A 22,147-nucleotide genomic window follows, 5' to 3' on the forward strand; every position below is an offset into this window, starting at 1 on the left:
AATACTTTGAGATTTACCGAGAGACGGGTGCTTCAGGTACGGACACGTCGTAGTGGGACGCTGGCTGGGAGATGATGGCGTTCAACACCTGTGCTTTAAACGCGTTGCGTTCGAATCCACCCCAAAATACTGTGCGTCCATCGGTCAGCGTGAGCGTGGCCAGATCACCGTTAGCCACCGAGATGTCAGCGATGAGCCCGCGAGTTTCGGGAGTCAGAGCGCCCAACACCTCAACCGCATGTGATACGGCCGACGCCCGATTGATCTGGTCACCAATACTTCCTATTCGCGGCAGTGCCCCGGCGATCTCTTGCGGAATGTCGAGTTCCGTGCCGTCGGCAGTCACTGCCGTGCAGGTATCAGCGGCTGCCAGGCATGCTACGGGCGTAGCTTCGGTGATCGATATCGACAGGCTGCGCGGGAAATCGCGTGTTACTGATACTGCCGCGACTTCTGCAATCTGCGAGGTGATGTCTTCTTCCATTGCCCGTTCGTTGAGCAGTAGTAAAGGTTTGCCGTCATAGGTGGCAACTAGCTGTTCGAGCTCACCCCGGTTAACAATCGACGGTTCACCGTAACCGGTGATCTGTTCTGGGCTGTACTTGTAACGCAACACGGGCGAGCCCAACAGCGCCCAGGCCGCGATTGCACACACGATGATGACAGCCGCGATCTTTACCAGCCGTTTGACAGTCACGAGTTGGTTTTCCCGACGTCGTTCTTCGCGCCGCGCGTCAAGGCTTACCGAGCTGCCCGCGTGCTGATCGTGCTGTTTATCTGACGTGTTTCTGGCGGAAACCGCAGACGTGAGGCCGGTGAAAGTACTGCCCAAACGGCCAGGAAGTGCGCGTAGTTGGTCGGGTGTCAACCATGCGGGTAGCTCGCGCCGGATCAAAGAGGTCGACGGCTCACTATCTTCGGCAATATCGCTTTCTGAGCTATCGTGCTCACCACCACCGGCGTCATCCTCGGCGTTCGACATAGCCGACGACGCCGACCACCCGGCCTGGGTGTACGTATCTTCCGCATCCGTCCATTCAGCGTCAACCGCATCAGCAGGTGGAGGCATGGGCGCCGTGGGCACATGATCATCGATGGTGGGGCGATTGGCCACCGGTAGCTCTCCCCCGCCTTGCCGTTCAGACACGTGGGGAGTTGAGATCTGGCGGGGTTTTCGCGGCTGGCGCGGCGCCCTCATAGCTGCTCCAACACGACGTCGGCCATCTCGGTCACGTCCCCTGCGCCCATCGTCAACACGATATCGCCAGGTTCAGACAGTTGCGCGATCCGGTGAGCCGCAGCGACCTTGTCGGCAACCAGTTCGGCACCGGGCAGCAGTTCTGTGATCGCATCGGATTCCCGCCCATCAGCGGGTACTTCACGAGCCGGATACACGTTAGTCACGACCACGGAATCCGCCAAAGCTAGAGCATCAGCAAACTCTTGGGCAAACATTTCAGTACGAGAATACAGGTGCGGCTGGAACAGCACGCGCACTGCCCGTTCAGTTTCAGCGCGCGCCGTCTGTAGCGTCGCACGCACTTCGGTGGGGTGGTGTGCGTAATCGTCAATGACGCGCCGCCCCGCCTTTTCGCCGCGTTGCTCAAAACGCCGCCCAGTACCTCGGAATGCGCGTAGTGCCTGAGCCATGTCGTGGGCGTCCTCACCCAGTTCGATGCCGCCCAGGAGCGCGCCGGTGGCATTAAGAAGATTATGCTCACCGGGTACTGACAGCCGAAGTTCGATTGGTTTGCCCCGGAAAGTAATGTTCGGTCCGTCTTCCTGATCGGTGATCTTCGCGTGGTATTCCAAGCCGTCACCGCGCCCGTATGTCCAGGTACGAATACCAGCTGCCCGCGATCGCTTGGCAAGCTCGAGTGCACCGGGACTATCAGCGCAGCAAATCAGCAGACCACCAAATTCGATACGGCGAGCAAATTCAGTAAACGCATCGTGGAAGGCCTCTTCGGATCCGTAGTGGTCGAGGTGATCGGGCTCCACATTCGTCACGATCGCCACTCGCGGCGTGTAGTTCAAAAACGAGCCATCAGATTCATCTGCTTCCGCGACAAAAATGGATCCTGTACCCAAATGAGCACCGGATGCCCCACCTGCAAGGTTACCGCCGATAGCACGGGAAGGATCGCGGCCGAGTTCGCCGAAAGCGACGGCGAGCATCCCCGACGTCGTCGTTTTCCCGTGCGCCCCGGCAACCGCCACAAAATCCTTGTCTTGCGCGGCTATAGCAAGTGCCTGCGAGCGGTGAATAATCTCCTGCCCACGCTCGCGGGCAACCACCAGCTCTGGATTATCGGGGTTGATCGCGGTGGATACGACGACGATCGCATCGGCCGGTACCTGCTTGGCGTCATGCCCGACGAAAACGTCCGCACCAGATTCTTTGAGCCGCTGCAAGTTCGCTGAATCGCTGCGGTCGGAGCCGCTCACGCGATGCCCTGCCTGGACCAAGAGTTGGCCAACCACGCTCATTCCAGCGCCACCGGCGCCAATCAGATGGTAGGTCATCGCACGGCCTCGGCAAGGTGGAGTGCAATCCCGGCCAGTCGGCTAGCGGCATTCAGCGGAGATACTCCGGTCGAGCGGGCCGACATGACCTCCAACGTGTCGCCCTCAAACAGAGGGATAATGCGGTCTCGTACGGCATCCGGCGTGAGCTTCTTGTTGTCAATCATGATCCCACCGCCGGCATTGACGACGTCGCGTGCGTTTAACGCCTGCTCGCCGTTACCGATCGGGAGCGGCACGAACACGGCGGGAATACCTAGCGCGGACAGCTCGGCAACCATACCCGCACCGGCACGCGAAACTGCGAGATCAGCTGCCGAATAGGCTGTCTCCATGTCGTCGACGTAGTCAACGATCGCATACCTGGGATCCGATACACGCTCGCGCACCGGCCCATCCTTGTCCCTACCGGTGACGTGAATGACCTGGATGCCCGCGTCGAGAATATCCGTGGCAGACTGGGCGAACACCTCGTTGAGGTGCTGTGCGCCCGATGACCCTCCCGTCACAAGCATGATGGGCTTATCCGGGTCAAGGCCATAGCGAGCTGCAGCTTCAACCCGCCGCGCCGAACGCCCACCGGGGTGCCCTGCGAGCCGTTCAATCTCTCGCTTGAGAGGAAGCCCAACGCACACGGTGATCCCTTTCTTCGCACGTAACGGCGTGGAAGGGAAAGTGAGCGCTACGGTGGCAGCAAACCGCGCACCAACTTTGTTGGCAAGCCCCGGCCGAGCATTGCCCTCATGCACGACGACGGGAATCCGGCTCTTTTTCGCCGCAAGGTAGACCGGAGTCGACACGTATCCGCCAAACCCGATGACGACGTCGGCTTTGTGCCGATCTAAAATCGACATAGCCGCGGCGGTCGCCTGCCGCATACGGAAAGGAAGCCGCGCAATGTCAAGAGAAATGGAGCGCGGTAGTGGAACTCGTTCGATCGTTTCCAATGCGACGCCCGCTTGCGGAACCAGGGTGGTCTCGAGCCCGTCGTCGGTTCCCACAGCAACCACGTGGCAACCAGCGTGCTCTTCTTTAATGGCGTTTGCGGTTGCCAATAGCGGATTAACATGACCGGCTGTTCCACCGCCGGCGAGAACTATGTTCGCCATTATTCGGGTCTCCTGACAAGTGAGCTTATCTTGTGGGCAAGCCTACCGCGAACACGTTCGTTCGCGCGCACCCCGGGCACGCCCCGGGCGCAGCCGATGACTATTCCCACCATGGCCAGTGTGGCCAACATCGAGCTTCCACCATAGGAAATGAACGGTAACGGAACACCAAACACGGGAAGTAAGCCGGTGACGACGAGCATGTTGGCAAACGCCTGCCCGCACAGCCATAGCCCGGCCCCGCTGACGAGCAGCTGGCCGTAGCGCTCCGGATGGTGAACAGCGATCGTGTACAAGCCCCATCCGAGTGCAAGGAACAGGATGATAACGATCAGCGCTCCGAACAGTCCCAGTTCTTCGCCGATCACTGCGAAAATATAATCCGTATGTGGCTCGGGCAGATCCTGCCACTTTTCTTTGCCCGCCCCGATTCCGGCACCAAACAAACCCCCTGTGCCGAATGCGAATTGTGCGAACTCGGCTTGGGTTGGTGCATGAGTATCCGGCAATGTGAACAGGTTCGGGATGAAACTAAGAATACGTTGTCGGTGGTTGGCACTCACCGCGATAAATAAGGCGGCAGCGATGACACCACATACCAGGAAGCCGCTTAAAATTTTCCGATTTATTCCGGCGATCCAGAACATGCCAGCCACGATGAGTACGAAGATAAGAGCGGTACCCATGTCTCTACTAATGACGACGATTCCGCCTAAGGCCACAATCGCCCCCGCCGCAGGCCAGCGGAATTGCCGCCAATCTCGCATCTGGTCGAGTGTCAATGAACTCAACATGTAGGCGAGCCAGACCACCGTTGCCAGTTTGAGGAATTCTGATGGCTGGATACTAAACGGCCCGATTCCGATCCAGTTCTTGTTTCCGCCGACTTCTTTACCAATGGCCAAGAGGAGGAATTGCAGCAATAGGGCCGCGATAAAGGCGGCGTGAGCAGGCCATCCCTTGAGATACGTGTATGGAATACGGCTCAGCACGAAGCAGACAATTGCGCCAATAATGGCGAAAATGACCTGCGAAGCAGCGTTTGAAAGCAGAGGAGCACTCTCCTGACTGTTATTCGCTGCTCCCACCGTTGAGGGCGCAGTCGCAGACGAGACCATCATGATCCCAAACGCGACGAGGAGCACCGTGCTCACGATCACGACGATAAGGCCGGTGCGGATGGCGTCGCGCTGTTCGCGCTGCTCATTGACGATGACATCCTCACTCATCGATCGTCACCGCCCTCAGCTTCTCCCCCTGCATGGCTACCGCGCGACGAGCTGAGCGCGCCGACTGCCGCAGCAAACTTCTCACCTCGGTCGCCATAAGAAACGAACTGGTCCATCGACGCGCACGCCGGCGCCAAAATAACCGTGTCTCCCGGTTTGGCCCATTGGCTGGCCTGTGCCACGGCTTGTTCCATGGGATCGGACGCTTCCGGATCCACGTAATGGACCGGACCAGCAAATTCGGCAAGAGCGGCTTTCCACGGTTCTTGATCCGTGCCGATGACGACGACGGCGTGCACGTTCGGCGTCACCTTCGCCACCAGCTCGTGGAACTCGGCGCCCTTCGCAAGCCCGCCTACAATCCAGACGGCACGTTCCAATGCGCGTACAGATGCTTCGGCGGCGTGCGCGTTTGTTGCCTTCGAATCGTCAATGTAGTGAACGCCGTCGATGGTCGCCACGTGCTCGATTCTGTGCTTTCCGGCAGTGAACGAGCGCAGGCCGGCGGCTATGTGTTCCGGTGCGACGTCTATCGCGCGAGCCAGGGCTGCCGCTGCCAACGCATCACGCAGAATATGCACTGGTAGTTGGCCAGCCGGGCCAAGGTGCATGATGTCGGACAGCTCAAAAAGCTGGAGTGCCTGCGCGGGATTATCGACGAATGCACGGTCGACGATCAAATCTTCGACGAGCCCGATCTGGCCAGGGCCGGGCACGTCAAGCACAAGCCCCACATTGCGCGGCGCGGCGGCGCTGTCAGCCCCGGCTTGGGCCGCATCCGTTTTGGGCCGGCGAGTGGTTGTATCAAGCACCATGCCCTCGACCACCGTGTCACCTGCCGGGTAGACGCGAGCCGCCGTGACGCCGTCGTAAATCCGCCCTTTGGCTGCGCGGTAAGACTCGCGCCCGTCATGCCATTCGAGGTGATCGTCGGAGAGATTTAGGCAGATCGCGCCAGCCGGGCGCATCGAATACGTGGCGTACAGCTGGAAAGATGACAGTTCAAGGGCGAAGGCTCCCGGAGCGTTCGGGCCGGTGTCGGACACGGCGCTCACCGCAGGATTCCCGACGTTCCCCACCGGTGCTCCCCCGAGCCCCGCCTGCGCCAGGATCGAAGCGAGCATGGACACGGTGGTCGTCTTGCCATTCGTGCCCGTCACACACAGCCACGGGGCGTAACGGCCGTCCTCGCCCTGGGCGCGTAGCTGCCAAGCCAGCTCGATTTCTGACCACACGGGTATGCCCGCTTCCCGCAGCCTCGTCCATTCCACGCCAACTTCAGCGAACGCGGGTGCGATCACCACGATGTCAGGCTGCCAGGCTAGCAGCTCATCCATGAGTGCAGGGGGTTGGAGTCCGAAGCCTCCGGGCAGCTCCGGATAGAGCTCACGTTTGCCGGCATCGCCGTCCCACACGCTCACAATCGCCTGTGTTTTACCACGAAGCACATCAACAGCCGCCCGGCCGGAAATACCCAGCCCTAACACGGCGACGCGCCGCCCGGCTAATCCAGCGGCGCCCGGGATTGTGCGTGTCATCGCTGTGCCAGCCATTCCGCGTAGAACAAGCCCATGCCGGCTGCGGCAAGCAACGCTTCGATCAGCCAGAACCGCACCACGATCGTGACTTCCTTCCAGCCCTTCAGCTCAAAATGATGGTGGAGCGGAGCCATCTTGAACACGCGTTTACCGGTCAACTTAAACGAGCCGACCTGAATAATGTTCGAGAACACGATAATGACGAACAGGCCACCGATGAGCACGGCAAGGAACTGGGTCTTCGTCAGAATGGACACGCCCGCGAACGCGCCACCGAGTGCGAGCGAGCCGGTGTCACCCATGAAAATCGCGGCCGGTGAGGTGTTGTGCCACAAGAAACCAAGACACGCGCCCACGATCGCAGCACAAATGATGGCTAAATCGCGCGGATCACGCACGTCATAACAGCCCGGCGTCGGGTTCACCACGGACTGGCACGACTGGTAGGACTGCCAAATGGTGAGGATCGTGTAGGCCCCGAAAGCGATAGAAGCAGCTCCAGCGGCGAGGCCATCGAGTCCGTCCGTCAAATTCACCGCGTTCGACCACGCCGTAATCAAGAAATTCGCCCAGATAATGAACAGCACGACGCCGATGGCCACCCCGGCAAAGGCCAGACTGATCTGCGTGTCGCGTACAATCGAAATCCGCATCGACGCCGGCGTACGGTTGAGATCGTTCTTAAACTGCAAGGCTCCCACAGCAAACGCGATTCCAACCACGCCCTGCCCGATGATCTTCCCCATCGGAGTAAGCCCCAACGACCGTTCGTTGCGAATCTTCGCATAGTCATCCAAGAAGCCGATGAATCCCAAGCCAACCATCAGCCCGAGCAGCAAAATGCCCGACGCGTTCGGACCGCGCTGACTTAACACGTTCGCCATCACGTAGCCCATGACGGTGGCGATGATGATAATAATGCCGCCCATTGTTGGAGTGCCACGTTTGACGAGGTGCGTGGTCGGCCCGTCCTCGCGAATGTACTGGCCGTACGAACGTGCGCGTAAAAACTTGACGAACGCCGGCGTGCCAAACAAAGAAATCAGCAACGACGTCGCTAGAGCGATAAGAATCGCGAGCATTTAGCAATCCTCCCCGAGGAGCGTTTCCGCAACTCGCCACACACCGGAACCGTTCGAACCTTTAAGTAAGATTACGTCACCTTCCCTCATAATCGGGGAAAGCACGTCCAGTGCGGTGTCCGCTTCGGCGCTATACACGGTTATCCCGTTGTCTTTCGCGGAGGCAGCAAGAGCTTCGGTTCCCGGGCCGATCGTCACGACGACGTCGACACCCGATTTCGCTGCATACTCGCCTATTGCCGCGTGCTCGGCTGCCGACTGTTCACCGAGCTCGAGCATTGCGCCGAGCACGGCGATCCTCCTGCGGCCTTCGCCAAGGTCGTCAAGCGCGTCGAGCCCTGCACGCATCGATTCCGGATTCGCGTTATACGAATCGTCGATGATCGTCATGCCTGACTTTTCCGTGACGGCCATTCGGTGCGGGCTTGCCGGGCCCGTAGCTCCGAGCACGTCCGCAATATATCCCGGGTCAATCCCAAATGAATCAGCCACAGCTGCCGCTGCCAAAGCGTTCGCCACATGGTGTTCGCCCACAAGTTTCAGGGTAACGTGCGCACGCCCGCGTGCTGTGACCAGCTCGAAATCTGCGTGCCCGGCGTCGTCAAGCTTCACGTTCGCCGCGTACACGCCAGGCAAGCCGTGGACTCCAAAGAAACTCACGGGGCCGTTAGCCAGATCAGCCATCGCGCGCACGCGTTCGTCAGCGCCGTTGAGGATCACGGTTCCACCAGGTAGTGTTCCGCTGACGAGTTCGGACTTGGCACGCGCCACGTTATCGATACCGCCAAACTCGCCCAGGTGGGCGCGGGCAACCGCGAGTACGACTGACACGTCCGGTGGAGCAATGTCCGTCAAATACTCGATGTTGCCCACCTTGTCCGCACCCATTTCAAGAACAAGCGTAGCCGTGTCCGTACCTGCACGTAGCACGGTCAGTGGTAGGCCAATTTCATTATTGAACGAGCCAGGTGGCGCGATGATCGGCCCGCGAATCGCAAGTAGAGCAGCCAGCAAGTCTTTCGTGGTGGTTTTCCCGACCGAACCGGTCACTGCCACAACTTTCAATGCCGGATTTTCTGCGCGTGCTCGCCGCAGTGATTCCCGTGCAAGATGCCCCAACGCAATGACCGGATCAGGAACGACAATTACTCGTTCGCGCGGAGCGCCGCTAGCCAAGGCACTCTCCAGATCCGAGGTAAGCACGCCGGCAGCACCTGCTTCAATAGCCGAACCGGCAAGGGTGGCACCATCCACCCGCTCGCCCTTGATCGCAACAAAAAGTTCACTCCCGCTGATCTGGCGAGTATCTGTGACCACCCCGGTCACCTCAACACTCGAAGCACCCTCGAGGTGGCCGCGCGCGTCGTCAGCAGCCTGCTGCAAGGAAATTGGAATCATGTGCCATCTACCTTCCGTCGCGCTAGCGCATCGCGTGCTATCACGCGGTCATCAATCTCCACGTCTACGCCGGCGACGTCCTGAATCGTTTCATGCCCCCGGCCCGCGATTAACACTACGTCATCATCGCCTGCTTGACGTATAGCGCCGTGGATCGCCTCAGCCCTATCCGGAATTTCTTCCCACGAAAAGCCATCCGGAATACCAGTGATCACTTCACGCCGGATTTGCGCGGGATCTTCACCGTGGGGATCGTCATCCGTCACGATCAAATGATCCGCGTGGCGGGCAACCGCCGCAGCCATCTGCGGACGCTTTTCGCGATCACGTTCGCCGGCCGACCCGGTCACCACAATAAGTTTGCCAGGCCTCACTCCATGGAGTGCCACCATCGCCTTGTCCAGCGCGTCAGTGTTGTGCGCGAAATCAACAACTGTATATGGCTTATCCCCCACGACTTCCATCCGCCCGGGAATGACCGGCGATACGCCTTCCTGGCCGAGAGCCTGCCCAATCTGGGCAAGCGGGATACCTGCTTCACACACCATGATGATCGCCAATGCTGCGTTTGCCACATTAAACATGCCCGCAAGCTGGGTGCAGGTTTCCAAAGAGCCACCGGGGCCTGCAAGCGTGAAACGTTGCACTGCTCCTTCTGCCCGTAGTTCGGTCACCGACCAGTCCGCATCCAGGCCCGTCACTGACAGCGACACTGCCGCGCCAGGCCGTTCAGTTGCGAGCGTGTCATAGAGCCGCTGCCCGGCGTCGTCGTCTACCAACACGACGGCGCGCTCGCAGTGGTCCGAATCAAACAGCGTAGCTTTCGCCGCGAAATATTCCTCGAGCGTGCCATGGTAATCCAGATGGTCGTGAGTGAGATTCGTGAAACCTGCGACGTCGAAACGCATCGGCTCAGTACGCCCCTGCGCAAGCGCATGCGAAGACACTTCCATCACCAGATCGGTGCCGCCGTTTTCCACGAGTGTGGCCAGCATTGCCTGCAGATCAGCAGGCTGCGGGGTCGTGAGCGTGGAGGCCAACTCGAGATCCCCGATTCTCACTGCCACCGTGCCGATCAAACCGGTAGTCCTGCCCAGCTTACGCAGAATATGGTCAATCATGAAGGCCGTCGACGTCTTACCGTTCGTGCCCGTCACGCCAAACGCCGTGAGTTGAGCTGCCGGGTTACCGTATACGGCAGCCGCAGCAACGCCCGCTGAGCGAGCCGGATCGCCCACCACGAGCACCGGCACATCTGCATCCCCGATGATGTGGGCACCCTCGGCGTCAGTAACCACTGCCCTCGCGCCCGCCGCAATCGCCTCGCGAGCAAATGTTGCCGCATGTACTTTCGCACCACGCCTAGCAATAAACACGTCCCCAGGGCGAATCCGACGGTTATCAGCGCTCACACCACTCACCGCCGTCGCGCCACAAACGTTCAGCTCTTGTACGGGCAATCCAAGTGCCCGCCCGACGTCGCTAAGAGCCACCTGCGGAGAATTCTTAGGACGCACGAGGAACTCCATTCGCTAACTCTTCCTCATTCCACGGCAAACGCACCAACGGTACGCTCGATGGCGGAATTTTCTGCTGCCGCATCGCAAATTCGGCCGTCTTAGAAAACACCACGGCTGCCGTGTCGCCGCCATAGCCTGGGCCTGCCGCGTTGTAAACAATCGAGGCGAAAATAATCTGCGGATCCTCCGCCGGAATCGTACCCACGAACGTACCGGCGCGCTTCGTCAACGCGCCCGACGCGTCAGGAACCTGAGCGGTACCCGTCTTACCCGCAACGTTGTAGCCATCAACGCGAGCACGCCAGCCCGTTGAATAAGGATCAGTCACTGCTTGCATCATCTGCAACATCGTATCGGCAGTTTCTTCAGTAACAACCTGCCGGGATTCCCCGACCACGGTAGGCGTGTATTCGCCGTCAATACTCTCCACGCCATCCACAATATGCAACGGAATGTAGACGCCACGGTTAGCGATCACCGACATCATCTGCCCAAGTTGCAAAGTCGTGGCCGACCACGATTGACCAAACATTGTGGTGTACCGCTCACGTGGCCCCCAGCTTTCCAGCGGATGCAACATGCCCGCCTGCTCCCCAGGAAGCTCAATGCCAGTCTTCTGACCCAATCCGAAATCAACCAGATACTGGTAGCGCACCTCATCCGGCACCAAATCACCAATCTGAACCATGCCGGTGTTCAACGACTCAGCAAGCGTACCCGCCACAGTAAGCCGTTCAGGCGGATGCGGATCGTTATCTCTAATCACTTGACCGTTTGGCATCTGCATCGGGGTCGACACCGTAAACAAATCCAACGGCCCGACCGCACCCTCATTGATCGCCGAGGCATAGGTGATGACCTTGCCGGATGAACCCGGTTCCACAATCGCCGACACCGCACGGGAGTTCCAATGCTTCGGATCAGTCGCGCTCAAGTTCGCCGGATCGGGCGCGTTCGAATCTGCTAAGGCGAGCACCCGCCCGCTACCAACCTCAATGACGACGGCGGTACCCCACTCCGCACCCTGCGCGGCCACCACTTCGTCAACGGCATCCTGTGTAGCCCGCTGCAAATCACGATCGATCGTCAAGTGCACAGTATCGCCATCAACCGCCGGGACTTCTGTTCTTTCCGCGTTAGGGAACACGGTTCCACCTGGACCGACCTCGTATTGCATCGCACCCGGCGTACCTGCAAGCACATTTTCATATGCTTGCTCGACCCCAGCGCGCCCGATCGGAATCTCCGATTCCTCCGTCTGCCCCAGGTAACCCAGTACCGTACCGGCCGTATTACCGTTCGGATACTGACGTTGCATGAACCTCTCCGGATAAATACCCTTGATCCCCAAGGCGTTGACTTCCCGCCACTTGTCTGGAGAAATATCGGAGGCAATCAGGCGCCACTTCGACTTCTTCTCGCCGCCCATCAGCTGGCCACCGAGCTCCGCCTGATCCATTCCGAGCACGGGCGCAAGATCTTTCGCTGCGGCCGCCGGCCCAGCACCGATGATGTTACGATCCTCGTCACGCTTAACATAATTTTCGATCTCAACCTGATCGACCCGCACGTTATAGCGCTCCAACGACGTGGCTAACACTGCGCCGTTGGCATCAAGGATGTCACCGCGCTTAGCCTCCAACGGTTCGGACCTCATACGAAACTCTCGGGCTGTCTCTGACAGCGCCTCAGCATGGATGACTTGCAAAAACACCAGACGAATAGCCAACAAGAGAGCAGCAAAAAGCGTGAGAACCACAAGAATATTAAGGTTCTTATGGGTCACCGCTCGAGCTCGGCCCTCTGCCACACCAGGCGATCCAGGGTACGCTGAAGCACCACTCTGCTGATCTTGCGAGCGTGCCATTTCACTTCCCTACTTCCCGGCTGGAGCGGTGATCACCCCGGTTTCAAGATTCACGTGCCGGGCGCCCTGCGCTGGAACAAGACCCAGCGCGTCAGCGCGAACACGTAGCTCTCCCGGAGTGGATAGCCCAAGGACGTCCTTCTTCAACGTGGCCTCACGGGCGACCATCTCGTTTAGTTCCACACTAATGTTTTTCACATCATAGGCGCCCTGAATCATCAGCGTGTTGAGGTGAAATGCGCCAACCACAGCACCCACAACTAGCCCGATGCACACAAATACAGTCGAGATGAAACTACGCGCCGGAGCCGGCGTAGGCACCACGCTCAGCCCGGGAGCTTGAATGACCGGGCGATAATTTGGCGCAATCTGACGTTGTTGCTCAGCAGCTGTGCTCATCGGACACCTCGATAGTTCTGCGGATTAAACATGTGTGGCGGCGTCGGCGAAACACGTTCCACCGCACGCAACCGGACCGACGCACTACGCGGATTGCGCGCAATTTCGGCGTCGGGAGCCTTCAGCGCTCCACGAGTGAGCTGCCGAAGGTAAGGCTTATGGGTTTCCAGCTCAACGGGCAGACCCGCTGGCGTGGTTGATGTGGCGCCCTTGGCGAACGCCTCTTTGACGATCCTGTCTTCCAATGACTGATAGGACTCAACAGCAATCCGCCCACCTACCCGGAGCGACTCAATCGCCCGGGGCAGCGCGGCTTCCAACACTGCAAGCTCATCATTGACAGCAATCCGTAACGCTTGGAACGTTCGCTTAGCCGGATTACCACCGGTGCGCCGAGCAGCGGCAGGAATCGACTCGCGAACGATATCGACCAGCTCACCCGTGCGTGTGAGTGGTTCATTTACGCGACGGCGAACAATCGCGTCAGCTATCCGGCTGGCGAACTTCTCCTCGCCGTACACACGCAGGATTCGTGCGATCTCCCCCGCACTTGCCGTGGCGAGCAGATCCTTAGCGCTCATGCCGCCGCTCGAGTCCATTCGCATGTCCAAAGGCGCGTCAACACTGTAGGAAAAGCCCCGCTCTTCCGCGTCCAGCTGCAGCGAGGACACGCCCAGGTCCATGAGGATCGCGTCCGCGTAGCCGCCCGCGTCGGAGGCGACGAGATCGACGTCGTCGTACGTGGCATGAACCGCTCGAAAGCGCTCGCCGAAGCGTTCTAAACGAGCCGAAGCAAGTTCGATTGCCTGCGGATCACGGTCAATTCCCACCACGGTCACGTTTGGAAACTCGGCAAGAAAAGCCTCTGCATGCCCGCCCATCCCAAGCGTGCAATCAATAAGCAGTGCGCTTTCACCAGAAAGGGCAGGCGCAAGCAGGTCAATCACCGTACGAGTAAGGACCGGTACGTGCAAGGCGTCGTTGTCGGCTGTCAGCACCGATCCCCCTTTCGTCGTCTGGGAGCCCGATTGGTCCTCCACCGTTGGCCTGAAGTTGGGGAATTACCTCAGGACATCGGCAGAAGGCCAACCAGCCTCCGCGTTGTCGGCGCTTCGCGCCGGCTGTCTTATGCCTCTAGAAGACCCCTGGAATGAGCTCTTCTTCCCTATCTGCGAATTCCGACTCGCTCGCGTCCAAGAACGTGTTCCACGATTCGAGATCCCAGACCTCAACGTGATTACCCGAACCGATCACCGCAACATCGCGCTGCAACCCGGCGTACTCCCGCAGAGCCACCGGAATCGTGACGCGACCTTGCTTATCCGGGATCTGATCATTTGCACCCGATAGAAACACGCGCTTGTACGTACGAGCTTCCTTGGATGTCATCGGCGCCTGGTTCAACCGCTCCAGCATCGATTCGAATTCCGCCATCGGAAAGATGTACAAGCAGTGCTCCTGACCGCGCGTCATCACCAGACCGCCTTGAAGCTCAGCTCGATACTTCGCAGGGAGGATGAGACGCCCCTTGTCGTCAAGCTTCGGCTCGTATGTACCAAGGAACATCTGCACCTCCTTACCCTTGGTCTCCACTTTACTCCACTTTGCTCCAAGAGCAACACCAAACACGGGTTTGAGACGATGAATTTTGCTGATATATCAATGAAAAAGCAGGTGGAGGGATTTTTCGATATTTCGGCCACACTTCGGCGGCACAAGACGGGAAATCTAGGGGTGCAGGCGTGAGGACGCAAGCCTTGTTACGAAGAAGGGCGCGCCGGACGCGCATTATTTCAGTACTTCTCGCGCGTTATTGCTGTAATAGCAGAAACGAAGAGGTTTACCGGGCTCGAGTCCCGCATTATTGCTGTAGTAGCAGAAACGCAGGGCGTGGGCAGAAACGCGGGGGCGTGGGCAGAAACGCAGGGGCGCGGGGAGGAAAGTGGAGGGTTCTTACGCCCGGAGTGGAGGCTTAGCCCTGCTGGCGCTTACGCCACTCCTCAAGTTGCTGTTCCATAAATGATGAACGTGATTTGCGTGGTGATGGCCCGGAATCCGCGGGTGCTTCGACGCGGGTGAAACCTTCTGATAGGTACCATAGGCCGCCGAAAACGACGAGGAAACCGAGCACGCCAACAACAATAATTTCGGCGGCAACTCCGCCAAGAACGATGAGCAAACCAACGACGGCGACGATGAGTCCGATAACCAAGTTTTTCGGTGAGACGGCAGTCTGGGTGGCCGTGGGCTTTTTGGAGGCAAGCGACTCTGCCAGCTTCGGATCGTCGTCCAAAAGCTGTTCTTCAAGCTTTTCAAGCATCCGGCGTTCGTACTCGGATAGAGCCATCGTTCATCCCCTTTATTTGCTCGGTTTTATTAGGATACAGCACAAAGCAAGTAGTAAAAAGCCATGGTTCACGCTGGCAACGAAATCGCTACGATAACGACCGCGGGTCGTCGTCCTCCCCGATCAAAGATCCACGTTTCAGGCTGGCTCCCCCGAACTTCATCCGCACGAGATCCATCGCCAGCTCCGCTTTGCCACGCCGGCCGTCGTCGCCAATCTGGATCTGGACCCCATCGGATGGACGCGCTAGATTTTCTGCTTTTACTCCGATGAGTCGGAGTCCCCCGGCGGGCAGGTCGACCTCGTCGAGGAGCCGGCGTGCGGTGTCGTAGATCTCGTGGGTGAGATCGGTGGGCGCACCGAGGGTCACAGATCGTGAGATGGTCGAGAAATCTTCGGCGGAGCGCACTTTGATCCCGATAGTCCACGACACGAAATCGGCAGCACGTAGCCGGCGTGCGACGTCGTCGCTCAAGTGGAGCAACATCCGTTCGGCGTCGCTGCGAGACATGATCGGATCGAAGAATGTCTGTTCCCGGCTGATTGATTTTTCGACGACGTCGGGGGTGACCTGGCGGGGATCGTGCCCCATCGCGAGCGCATACAGTTGTGTGCCTGCGGCGTCGCCGAGAAGGCGGCGTAGGCGATGTTCGCCGAGTGCGGCGAGGTCGCCGATAGTTCGCACGCCTTTGCGTTCGAGTTTGTCACGCGATACGGGGCCGACTCCCCACAGTGCGCCGACGGGTAGTCCGTGGAGGAAGTTGAGGGTTTGGTCGTGTGGGATGAGCAGGTAGCCGTCGGGTTTAGCGTGTGCGGAGGCGATTTTGGCCACGTGTTTGGAGGAGGCGATGCCGATGGAGGCGGGAACGTTTTCTTGTTCGCGGATAGTGCGGCGGATGTGTTTGGCGATCTGGACGGGTGATCCAAAGATTTTCCGTGCTCCTGAGACGTCGAGGAAGGCTTCATCAACAGAGATGGGTTCGACGCGTGGGGTGACGTCGTCGAGAATCTGCATGATGCGGGCGGACACGTCCGCATATTTCCGGTGGTCTGGGCTGATAATGATGAGGTGTGGGCACAGGCGCTTAGCTTGGGCGACTGGCATGGCAGAGTTGATTCCGTAGGCGCGTGCTTCGTAGGAGGCGGCAGCGATGACTCCGCGTTCTTGGCCGCCCACGGCCACGGGTTTGCCAACCAGGTCAGGGCGCGTCAGTAGTTCGACGGACACGAAGAAGGCGTCCATGTCGACGTGCAGGATGTTCGTTTGTGAATCATCGCTGCCCCAGTTTCTTTTCGCCTCTTCGCTTCGCGGTGCGCGTGACATGTGCCCTCCTTACGTACCAAGCATACGCGTGCGTTCCGACACCGGGTGCTCACCGGCACTGTTCAGGCTTGGGTGTGGGCCGTGGTGGCGTTCGGTGTTGTCAGCGCGGCGGGCTACACTGGGCGCATGGCTCGTCAGACTTTCCCGTTTTCTGTTCGTACAGCGCTGTCATCAATTGAGGTGGATCGGACGGATAATCTTCTGACGATTTACGTGGACGGCGTGGAATCATCGGCGGTGGACCTCGCTGATCCTAGCTATCTCGAGTTCGAGTACATGCAACACATTGAGATTGCAGTTAACGCGCTGTTTGGCGAGGGCCAACCGATTCGCGCACTCCACCTAGGTGGGGCTGGTTGTGCGTTAGCGAGGGCTTTTGAGGCGCGCCGGCCGAATTCGCGCCAGCTTGCTATCGAGATTGATGGCGAGCTCGCTAGCCTTGTGCGCGAGTGGATCGACCTGCCTCGTGCACCACGGTTGCGGATCCGTTGCGAAGACGCGCGCACCACTCTTGATACGAACAAGGGCTCGTGGCACGTGATTGTTCGGGACACGTTTGCGAGCGGGCGGATTCCTGCTCATTTGACGACGGTCGAGGCTCATGCCAAAGCGAGTGGGCTGTTGACTGACGACGGCGTCTACGCGCTGAACATCGCAGGTGAGGCTGGTCTTGCTCCGGTGTACCGGGAGGTGCGCGCGCTCGGCGAGTCGTTTGATCACATTGCGGCGATCTCGGATCCTGCGATCATGAAGGGGCGCCGGTTCGGTAACGTGATCGTGTTAGCCGCCCACCGGCCGTTACCTCTTGCCGAGATTTCTGCACGGGTGCGCCGCCTGCCGTTGCCGACCATCGTTGTTCCGCACGATCATTTGGTGGAAGCAGCTATCGGAGCGCGCCTTGTTCATGATCGCGACGTCGGATGGCCGCCGTCCAGCAAGGCCGCTGATTCCTCACCATCTGCCTGACTATCTGCGTACCGCATAGCGTTCGAGCACGTCCCGTACGGGTGCAACAACGATTCCTCGTTTGGCATCGCGCAGGCGGGCTTTACGCCTGCACCTGTCAAGCATAAACATGCCAAATAGCCACGGAATCGCCTGGGTTGCCAGCGCAAGTTTGAAATCGCCAGCGTCAAGTGGAGCGCCGCCCGATGACCGGTCGAGGACGACGCCGATCGCACCAGCTGTCAGGAGCGCGGCGGTGAATCCGCCCATGTTTACAAGACCGGTTGCCATGCCCAGCCGGCGTGCAGGTGCCGCTGTGCGTGCGAAGTCAAACCCGATGCTGGAAGCCGGACCCGATGCTGCAAGCACGATCAGCAACGCGATAATGAGCCACATCGGGGCAGGGGCCGGTGCAAGCAAGACGGCCGTCCACGTCGTCGCCAACATGATCGCGATCGCGTTGACTAGCCAAACCCGGCGTTTCGAATGGCGTGCAGTCAGCTCTCCGATCACTGGGCCAAAAACCATGCCCGCTATCGTCACCACTAACAGCAGCGCGGAGGCCTGAGCTTGGCTCATCTCCTGATGGATTTGCAAGAAGGGAACGCCCCACAATAAAAGGAACACTGTCTGCGGGAAATTCCCCAACCAGTGCGTCCAAAAGCCGAGCCATACTTCTGGATCCCGTACGAGCTGCGAGATCGAGGCGGACTCGACGCCGTCACGCCCGGCTACGTGCGGCACCTCGCGTGAGCGTGTTGCACCATCTGGGCGCGCTTCAATTTCTTGTTTGCCTTGCCGGGCCGCGCTGTCCGCGGGCGTCGCTGCATCTGGGACGTCGATCGTACTATATGTCCACTGGCTCGGAGTGTCTCGCACGAATACAAAAGCGAGAGCCGACACCCCTAAACCGAAAACCGCGAGCGCCGCGAACGCGGGCGTCCACCCGACGTTTGCCAACACGTAGGCGAAAGGCACGGAGGAAATGAACTGACCGAGCCCGCCCACGATACCCGTGAGTTGCGTGAACAGTGGTGCTCGCCGCGGTGAAAACCACGAGGGTATGATCCTGATGACGGATGTGAACGCCGTCGCGTCCCCCAAACCAATGAAGAAACGCGCTGCAAGTGCAAGGCCCAGCGAGTCCGCCCACGCCATCCCCAGCTGACCAACAGCAAGAATCAGCGCTCCCCCACTTAACAATATGCGTGGTCCGAGCCGGTCAAGCAGGAGGCCGACGGGAATTTGCGCGCCCGCATACACACCGACTTGGACGATCGTGAAAAGCGACAGCGTAGCGGCATCGATAGTGAACCTGTCTATTGCGGTCAGCCCCGCGATTCCAAACGATGTTCTACCTGCCACTGCCACGGCGTAGACGGCTACGGCCATGAGCCATACAAAAAGTGCCACTTTGTGGCGAGTCATTATTCCTCTGTTTCTTCCCCGTCATGAGCGCCATCTTGGCGTTGTTCGTGATCGGAGTCTGCGTGTCGGGAACTCAGATCGAACAGGGTGGGGTCTTTGGGAACGTGGTTGTCCTGTTTCGGCTTGTTCAACAGGTCAAGCGGTGAGGAGTTTTGCAGGGCGAGGAACTGTTCAACGGCGTCGCCGATCTCTTCTGACGACGGGATGGTCGGAGTGGCGTCGTCGTTCGTAATGTAGCCAACTCCGGACGTGTCGTAGTCTTCCTCAAGTTTTGCAAGCACCTCGGCAAAATCTGAGCCTTCCAACTGAAGTTGGGAGATCGCTTTTCGTTGGGCGTCTTCAAGCTGTTCCAGATCACCCAGCGGAAAAGTTGGGCCTCCGCATGTGGCGAGCATTTTCACTGCGGCGAGCGCGCCTGCGAAGAACGGATCGTCACCGCGTGCCAGATAGAACGGCACTCGTACACGAATGTTGACGACGGCGAGGCCTTCTTCTTCAGCCTTGAACTCGAACACGTCAGTCAGTTCCCCGTGATGCTGGGCCATTCCTTTAACCACCGGATACTGGCCGTCAGGTTTCGTGCTTCTGATAAGCATGTCAACTGGACGCGTGTGCGGCACGGGCGCTGGCATGGCAGCAAAAGAAAACGTGGTCTGCACGTTGAAATGTTTGACGATCTTGACAATCGTAGAAGCGATCTCGTTCCACCGAAAGTCTGGTTCTTCACCGGTCAAATAGAGGAAGTTCTTTCCGTGCACATCGGTGCAAAGGGCAAGGATCATTTCCGGCATGAGGATGTCCCTAAGCCGGCCGTCACCATAGGTGACGATAGGGCGCTGGGCGCGGTAGTCGTAGAGCAGATCTGAATTAAACCGCCCGATGGACTCACCTTCGAGCGTTTCGACAGTTGCGTTGATTGTTTGGCAGGTGTTACCGGCGTCCACAAGACTATCGCGAAAGTTAATAACCAGCGTGTCTACTTGCAGGTCTTTCGCGATCTCGTCAAGGTGAAAAATCTCAGCCAACTTACCCTCCTTAACTTCTAGATTGGCACACCTACCGCCTCGAAGTTAACTATTGCCCGCGTTAAACCTCTCACCATTTCACTCAAGAACGTGGTTCGCGCCACCCCTAGTGCCAAATTGATCGTGATCGGGAATAATTGAATGCCATGATCCGAGCCCTAGGGGAGATTGAGTGACTCAAGACAATTCCGCTATCGAACGTGCAATTGCTGAAGAGCAAGTGTTCGTTTCTACTGCCTACCGGGCTCTTGATGCGCAGCGCGACTACTACACCGAGCAGCTGGCACGAGTGCGAGCACAGGGCGGCACAGGCACTCCGGGTGCGGTCTCTGAGCGAGATTCGTTTGCTACCCATTACGAGGACAACCTGATTCGCTTACGGAACGTAGAAAACCGGCTTGTCATGGGGCGGCTCGATCATACCGATGGCGAGGTCACCCATATTGGGAGGATGACCCTGCGCGGGGAGGACACCTCAATTTTGCTCACCGACTGGCGTGCCCCTCAGTCTGAGCCTTTCTATCAGGCGACTGCCGCACATCCGGGTGACATCGTGCGCAGGCGGCACATTCAGACTCGTTTCCGTGAAGTGACGGGGATCGAAGATGAGCTGCTCGTGAGCGATGCGGCCGATTCTTCAGATTTGAATCTTATTGGTGAGGGCGCGCTGATGGCCGCGATGAGCGGGGCCCGCGAGGGCAAGATGGGCGACATCGTAGCCACCATTCAGACCGAACAGGACAGGATTATTCGTGCAGACAGCGCGGGGATCCTTGTCGTGCAGGGCGGGCCAGGAACCGGCAAAACAGCGGTTGCCCTGCATCGGGCCGCTTATCTGCTTTACACCCATCGCGAGCGCCTGTCCCGCTCCGGCGTGCTTATTATCGGCCCGTCGCCGGTGTTCTTGCGTTACATCGATCAGGTTTTACCTTCGCTCGGCGAGTCGGACGTGGTCTCGACGACGATCGACCAGCTGGTTCCCGGCGTCGTTGTCGGTGCACAGGAGTCGGCTGAGGTCGCACAGATTAAAGGGCGGCCAATCTGGGCCACGTTTGCCAAGCGTGCCGTGCGCAAGATCGTGCAAAAACCGCTCAAAGAGCCCGTGTCGTTCAAGATCAACGGGACAAGGGTGACACTCACGCCAGATATGGTCGACGACGCGCAGCGCCGGGCACGCAGGTCTGGCAAGCCTCATAATCAGGCGCGCGAGGTCTATGCCCGCCACCTGGTAAATCTGCTTGCTGGCCAGCTCGCTACGCAGATGAAGACCACGGTGGAAGAGTCAGATTGGTTGATCGCCGACGTCGCCGGCTCGATTGACGCCCGCAGGGAGATTAACTTGCGCTGGCTGCCCACGTCCGCACAGGGCTTGCTGGAGCGGATTTACCACTGGCCAGAACTGTTGGAGCGAATCGCCCCCGAATTAACAGCTCGCGAGCGTGAGCTGCTACGCCGCGAGCGCGGTAGCGCGTTGACTTCTGCCGATGTGCCGATCATTGATGAACTTGCCGAGCTTCTTGGACCGTTTGCGAGCGATTCGGACAAGCGTGAGCGTGCAGCTCGCGTAGAAGAACAGCGCCAACTGGGTAACTACGTAGCCCAAACGATGGACGCAATGGACTTGGGTGGCGGTATCGTCACGAGCCAGATGATGACGGAGCGGATAAGTGATCGACCATCCAGCCAGACCCTCGCAGAGCGGGCAAGTGCGGACAGGTCGTGGACGTACGGGCACGTCGTCGTTGACGAAGCCCAAGAGCTCTCCCCCATGCAGTGGAGAATGATTGCCCGGCGTAATCCGGCGAAGTCGATGACCATCGTGGGTGATTTAGATCAGCGACCAGCGGGCGCGCCGCAGGGCGGCTGGGATGAAGCACTCGGTGCTTTGGCTGATTTCCACCGGGTTGATCAGCTCACGATCTCCTATCGCACCCCGGCCTCTGTGCTCAACGTGGCACGTGAGGTGATGCTTCGAGCCGGCTACAACGTGGGCCAGATGCGGGCCGCACGCGATCTTCCCAGCGCATACCGGGTGACCCAGGGCGGAACAAACGAACTGGTCGACCTCGTAGTGCGAGCCGCTAAAGAGCAGGATGCCGAGTTCGGTATCGGACACGGATCCATCGGTGTCATCACCTCCCGGTCGTTGCATACGAAGGTTGGTGACCTGCTCGCTGCCGCTCCCGATCTCACGAGCTGGACGCTCGATCGCACGGGAAGTGAAATATCGGCGAGAATACACGTGTTGACTGCCGGGATGGCAAAAGGTTTGGAGTACGACGTCGTCGTGCTCGTCGAACCTGCCAGTGTGCTACGAGACGGACCAGGCGATCTGTACGTGGCAATGACACGGCCAACACGCCGCCTCGACGTCCTATATCAAGATCAGCTACCTGCTGGAATGTGAATG

At 59.1% G+C, this 22,147-nt stretch carries 18 protein-coding genes; 2 read left to right on the plus strand and 16 right to left on the minus strand.

Features of this window, described 5'->3' with window-relative positions; all coding sequences use genetic code 11:
- Positions 1 to 13: 13 nt before the first annotated feature.
- The 14 genes from EL234_RS01405 to dinB all read right to left on the minus strand — a co-directional run bounded on the left by EL234_RS01405 (position 14) and on the right by dinB (position 16,339).
- Positions 14 to 1,147 carry a cell division protein FtsQ/DivIB gene (locus EL234_RS01405; protein ID WP_164712285.1) on the minus strand — a complete coding sequence of 378 codons (1,134 nt, stop codon included), beginning with the start codon at positions 1,145 to 1,147 and terminating at the stop codon, positions 14 to 16.
- Positions 1,148 to 1,194: 47 nt separating this feature from the next.
- The gene (gene murC / locus EL234_RS01410) at positions 1,195 to 2,526 is read right to left on the minus strand and encodes a UDP-N-acetylmuramate--L-alanine ligase (RefSeq protein ID WP_126415789.1); all 1,332 of its coding nucleotides are present in this window, start codon (positions 2,524 to 2,526) and stop codon (positions 1,195 to 1,197) included.
- Positions 2,523 to 3,635, minus strand: coding sequence for an undecaprenyldiphospho-muramoylpentapeptide beta-N-acetylglucosaminyltransferase (gene murG / locus EL234_RS01415; RefSeq protein ID WP_126415790.1), 1,113 nt, complete (start codon positions 3,633 to 3,635; stop codon positions 2,523 to 2,525). The genes murC and murG overlap by 4 nt, the downstream gene beginning before the upstream one ends.
- Positions 3,635 to 4,864 carry an FtsW/RodA/SpoVE family cell cycle protein gene (locus EL234_RS01420; RefSeq protein WP_126415791.1) on the minus strand — a complete coding sequence of 410 codons (1,230 nt, stop codon included), beginning with the start codon at positions 4,862 to 4,864 and terminating at the stop codon, positions 3,635 to 3,637. The genes murG and EL234_RS01420 overlap by 1 nt, the downstream gene beginning before the upstream one ends.
- Complete coding sequence (murD, locus tag EL234_RS01425) at positions 4,861 to 6,402, minus strand: UDP-N-acetylmuramoyl-L-alanine--D-glutamate ligase (RefSeq protein WP_126415792.1); 1,542 nt, start codon at positions 6,400 to 6,402, stop codon at positions 4,861 to 4,863. The genes EL234_RS01420 and murD overlap by 4 nt, the downstream gene beginning before the upstream one ends.
- Positions 6,399 to 7,484 carry a phospho-N-acetylmuramoyl-pentapeptide-transferase gene (gene mraY, locus EL234_RS01430; protein ID WP_126415793.1) on the minus strand — a complete coding sequence of 362 codons (1,086 nt, stop codon included), beginning with the start codon at positions 7,482 to 7,484 and terminating at the stop codon, positions 6,399 to 6,401. The genes murD and mraY overlap by 4 nt, the downstream gene beginning before the upstream one ends.
- Positions 7,485 to 8,882, minus strand: a complete 1,398-nt coding sequence (locus EL234_RS01435; RefSeq protein ID WP_126415794.1) for a UDP-N-acetylmuramoyl-tripeptide--D-alanyl-D-alanine ligase — start codon at positions 8,880 to 8,882, stop codon at positions 7,485 to 7,487. It lies immediately after the preceding gene.
- On the minus strand, positions 8,879 to 10,399 hold the full coding sequence (locus tag EL234_RS01440) for a UDP-N-acetylmuramoyl-L-alanyl-D-glutamate--2,6-diaminopimelate ligase (RefSeq protein ID WP_241969045.1): 1,521 nt from the start codon (positions 10,397 to 10,399) through the stop codon (positions 8,879 to 8,881). Before EL234_RS01440 ends, EL234_RS01435 begins: the two co-directional genes overlap by 4 nt.
- A complete protein-coding gene (locus tag EL234_RS01445; RefSeq protein WP_241969047.1) occupies positions 10,389 to 12,188 on the minus strand; it encodes a peptidoglycan D,D-transpeptidase FtsI family protein in 1,800 nt (599 codons plus the stop codon). The genes EL234_RS01440 and EL234_RS01445 overlap by 11 nt, the downstream gene beginning before the upstream one ends.
- Positions 12,189 to 12,278: 90 nt before the next feature.
- On the minus strand, positions 12,279 to 12,668 hold the full coding sequence (locus EL234_RS01450) for a hypothetical protein (RefSeq protein ID WP_126415797.1): 390 nt from the start codon (positions 12,666 to 12,668) through the stop codon (positions 12,279 to 12,281).
- Positions 12,665 to 13,666 carry a 16S rRNA (cytosine(1402)-N(4))-methyltransferase RsmH gene (rsmH, locus tag EL234_RS01455; RefSeq protein ID WP_126415798.1) on the minus strand — a complete coding sequence of 334 codons (1,002 nt, stop codon included), beginning with the start codon at positions 13,664 to 13,666 and terminating at the stop codon, positions 12,665 to 12,667. Before rsmH ends, EL234_RS01450 begins: the two co-directional genes overlap by 4 nt.
- A 136-nt stretch (positions 13,667 to 13,802) precedes the next feature.
- Positions 13,803 to 14,234 (minus strand): division/cell wall cluster transcriptional repressor MraZ, encoded by a 432-nt coding sequence (gene mraZ / locus EL234_RS01460; protein ID WP_126415799.1) that lies wholly within the window; start codon positions 14,232 to 14,234, stop codon positions 13,803 to 13,805.
- Positions 14,235 to 14,640: 406 nt separating this feature from the next.
- A complete protein-coding gene (locus tag EL234_RS01465; protein WP_126415800.1) occupies positions 14,641 to 15,015 on the minus strand; it encodes a DUF3040 domain-containing protein in 375 nt (124 codons plus the stop codon).
- 88 nt (positions 15,016 to 15,103) lie between these two features.
- The gene (gene dinB / locus EL234_RS01470; RefSeq protein WP_126415801.1) at positions 15,104 to 16,339 is read right to left on the minus strand and encodes a DNA polymerase IV; all 1,236 of its coding nucleotides are present in this window, start codon (positions 16,337 to 16,339) and stop codon (positions 15,104 to 15,106) included.
- A 126-nt stretch (positions 16,340 to 16,465) separates the two neighbouring features.
- Here dinB and EL234_RS01475 point away from each other — a divergent pair, with 126 nt between their 5' ends.
- On the plus strand, positions 16,466 to 17,305 hold the full coding sequence (locus EL234_RS01475; protein ID WP_126415802.1) for a spermidine synthase: 840 nt from the start codon (positions 16,466 to 16,468) through the stop codon (positions 17,303 to 17,305).
- Here the strand turns inward: EL234_RS01475 and EL234_RS01480 are convergent, their stop codons facing one another.
- Together EL234_RS01480 and EL234_RS01485 are read right to left on the minus strand one after the other, a co-directional pair.
- Positions 17,306 to 18,712, minus strand: coding sequence for an MFS transporter (locus EL234_RS01480; protein ID WP_126415803.1), 1,407 nt, complete (start codon positions 18,710 to 18,712; stop codon positions 17,306 to 17,308).
- Positions 18,712 to 19,737: a PAC2 family protein gene (locus EL234_RS01485; protein ID WP_126415804.1), complete on the minus strand. Its 1,026-nt coding sequence runs from the start codon at positions 19,735 to 19,737 to the stop codon at positions 18,712 to 18,714. The genes EL234_RS01480 and EL234_RS01485 overlap by 1 nt, the downstream gene beginning before the upstream one ends.
- Positions 19,738 to 19,909: 172 nt before the next feature.
- Between EL234_RS01485 and EL234_RS01490 the strand changes: the two genes are divergently transcribed.
- Positions 19,910 to 22,144, plus strand: a complete 2,235-nt coding sequence (locus EL234_RS01490; protein WP_241969049.1) for a UvrD-helicase domain-containing protein — start codon at positions 19,910 to 19,912, stop codon at positions 22,142 to 22,144.
- Positions 22,145 to 22,147 lie beyond the last annotated feature (3 nt).

Origin of the sequence: Trueperella bialowiezensis, from assembly GCF_900637955.1 — a bacterium.
GTDB classification, from domain to species: domain Bacteria; phylum Actinomycetota; class Actinomycetes; order Actinomycetales; family Actinomycetaceae; genus Trueperella; species Trueperella bialowiezensis.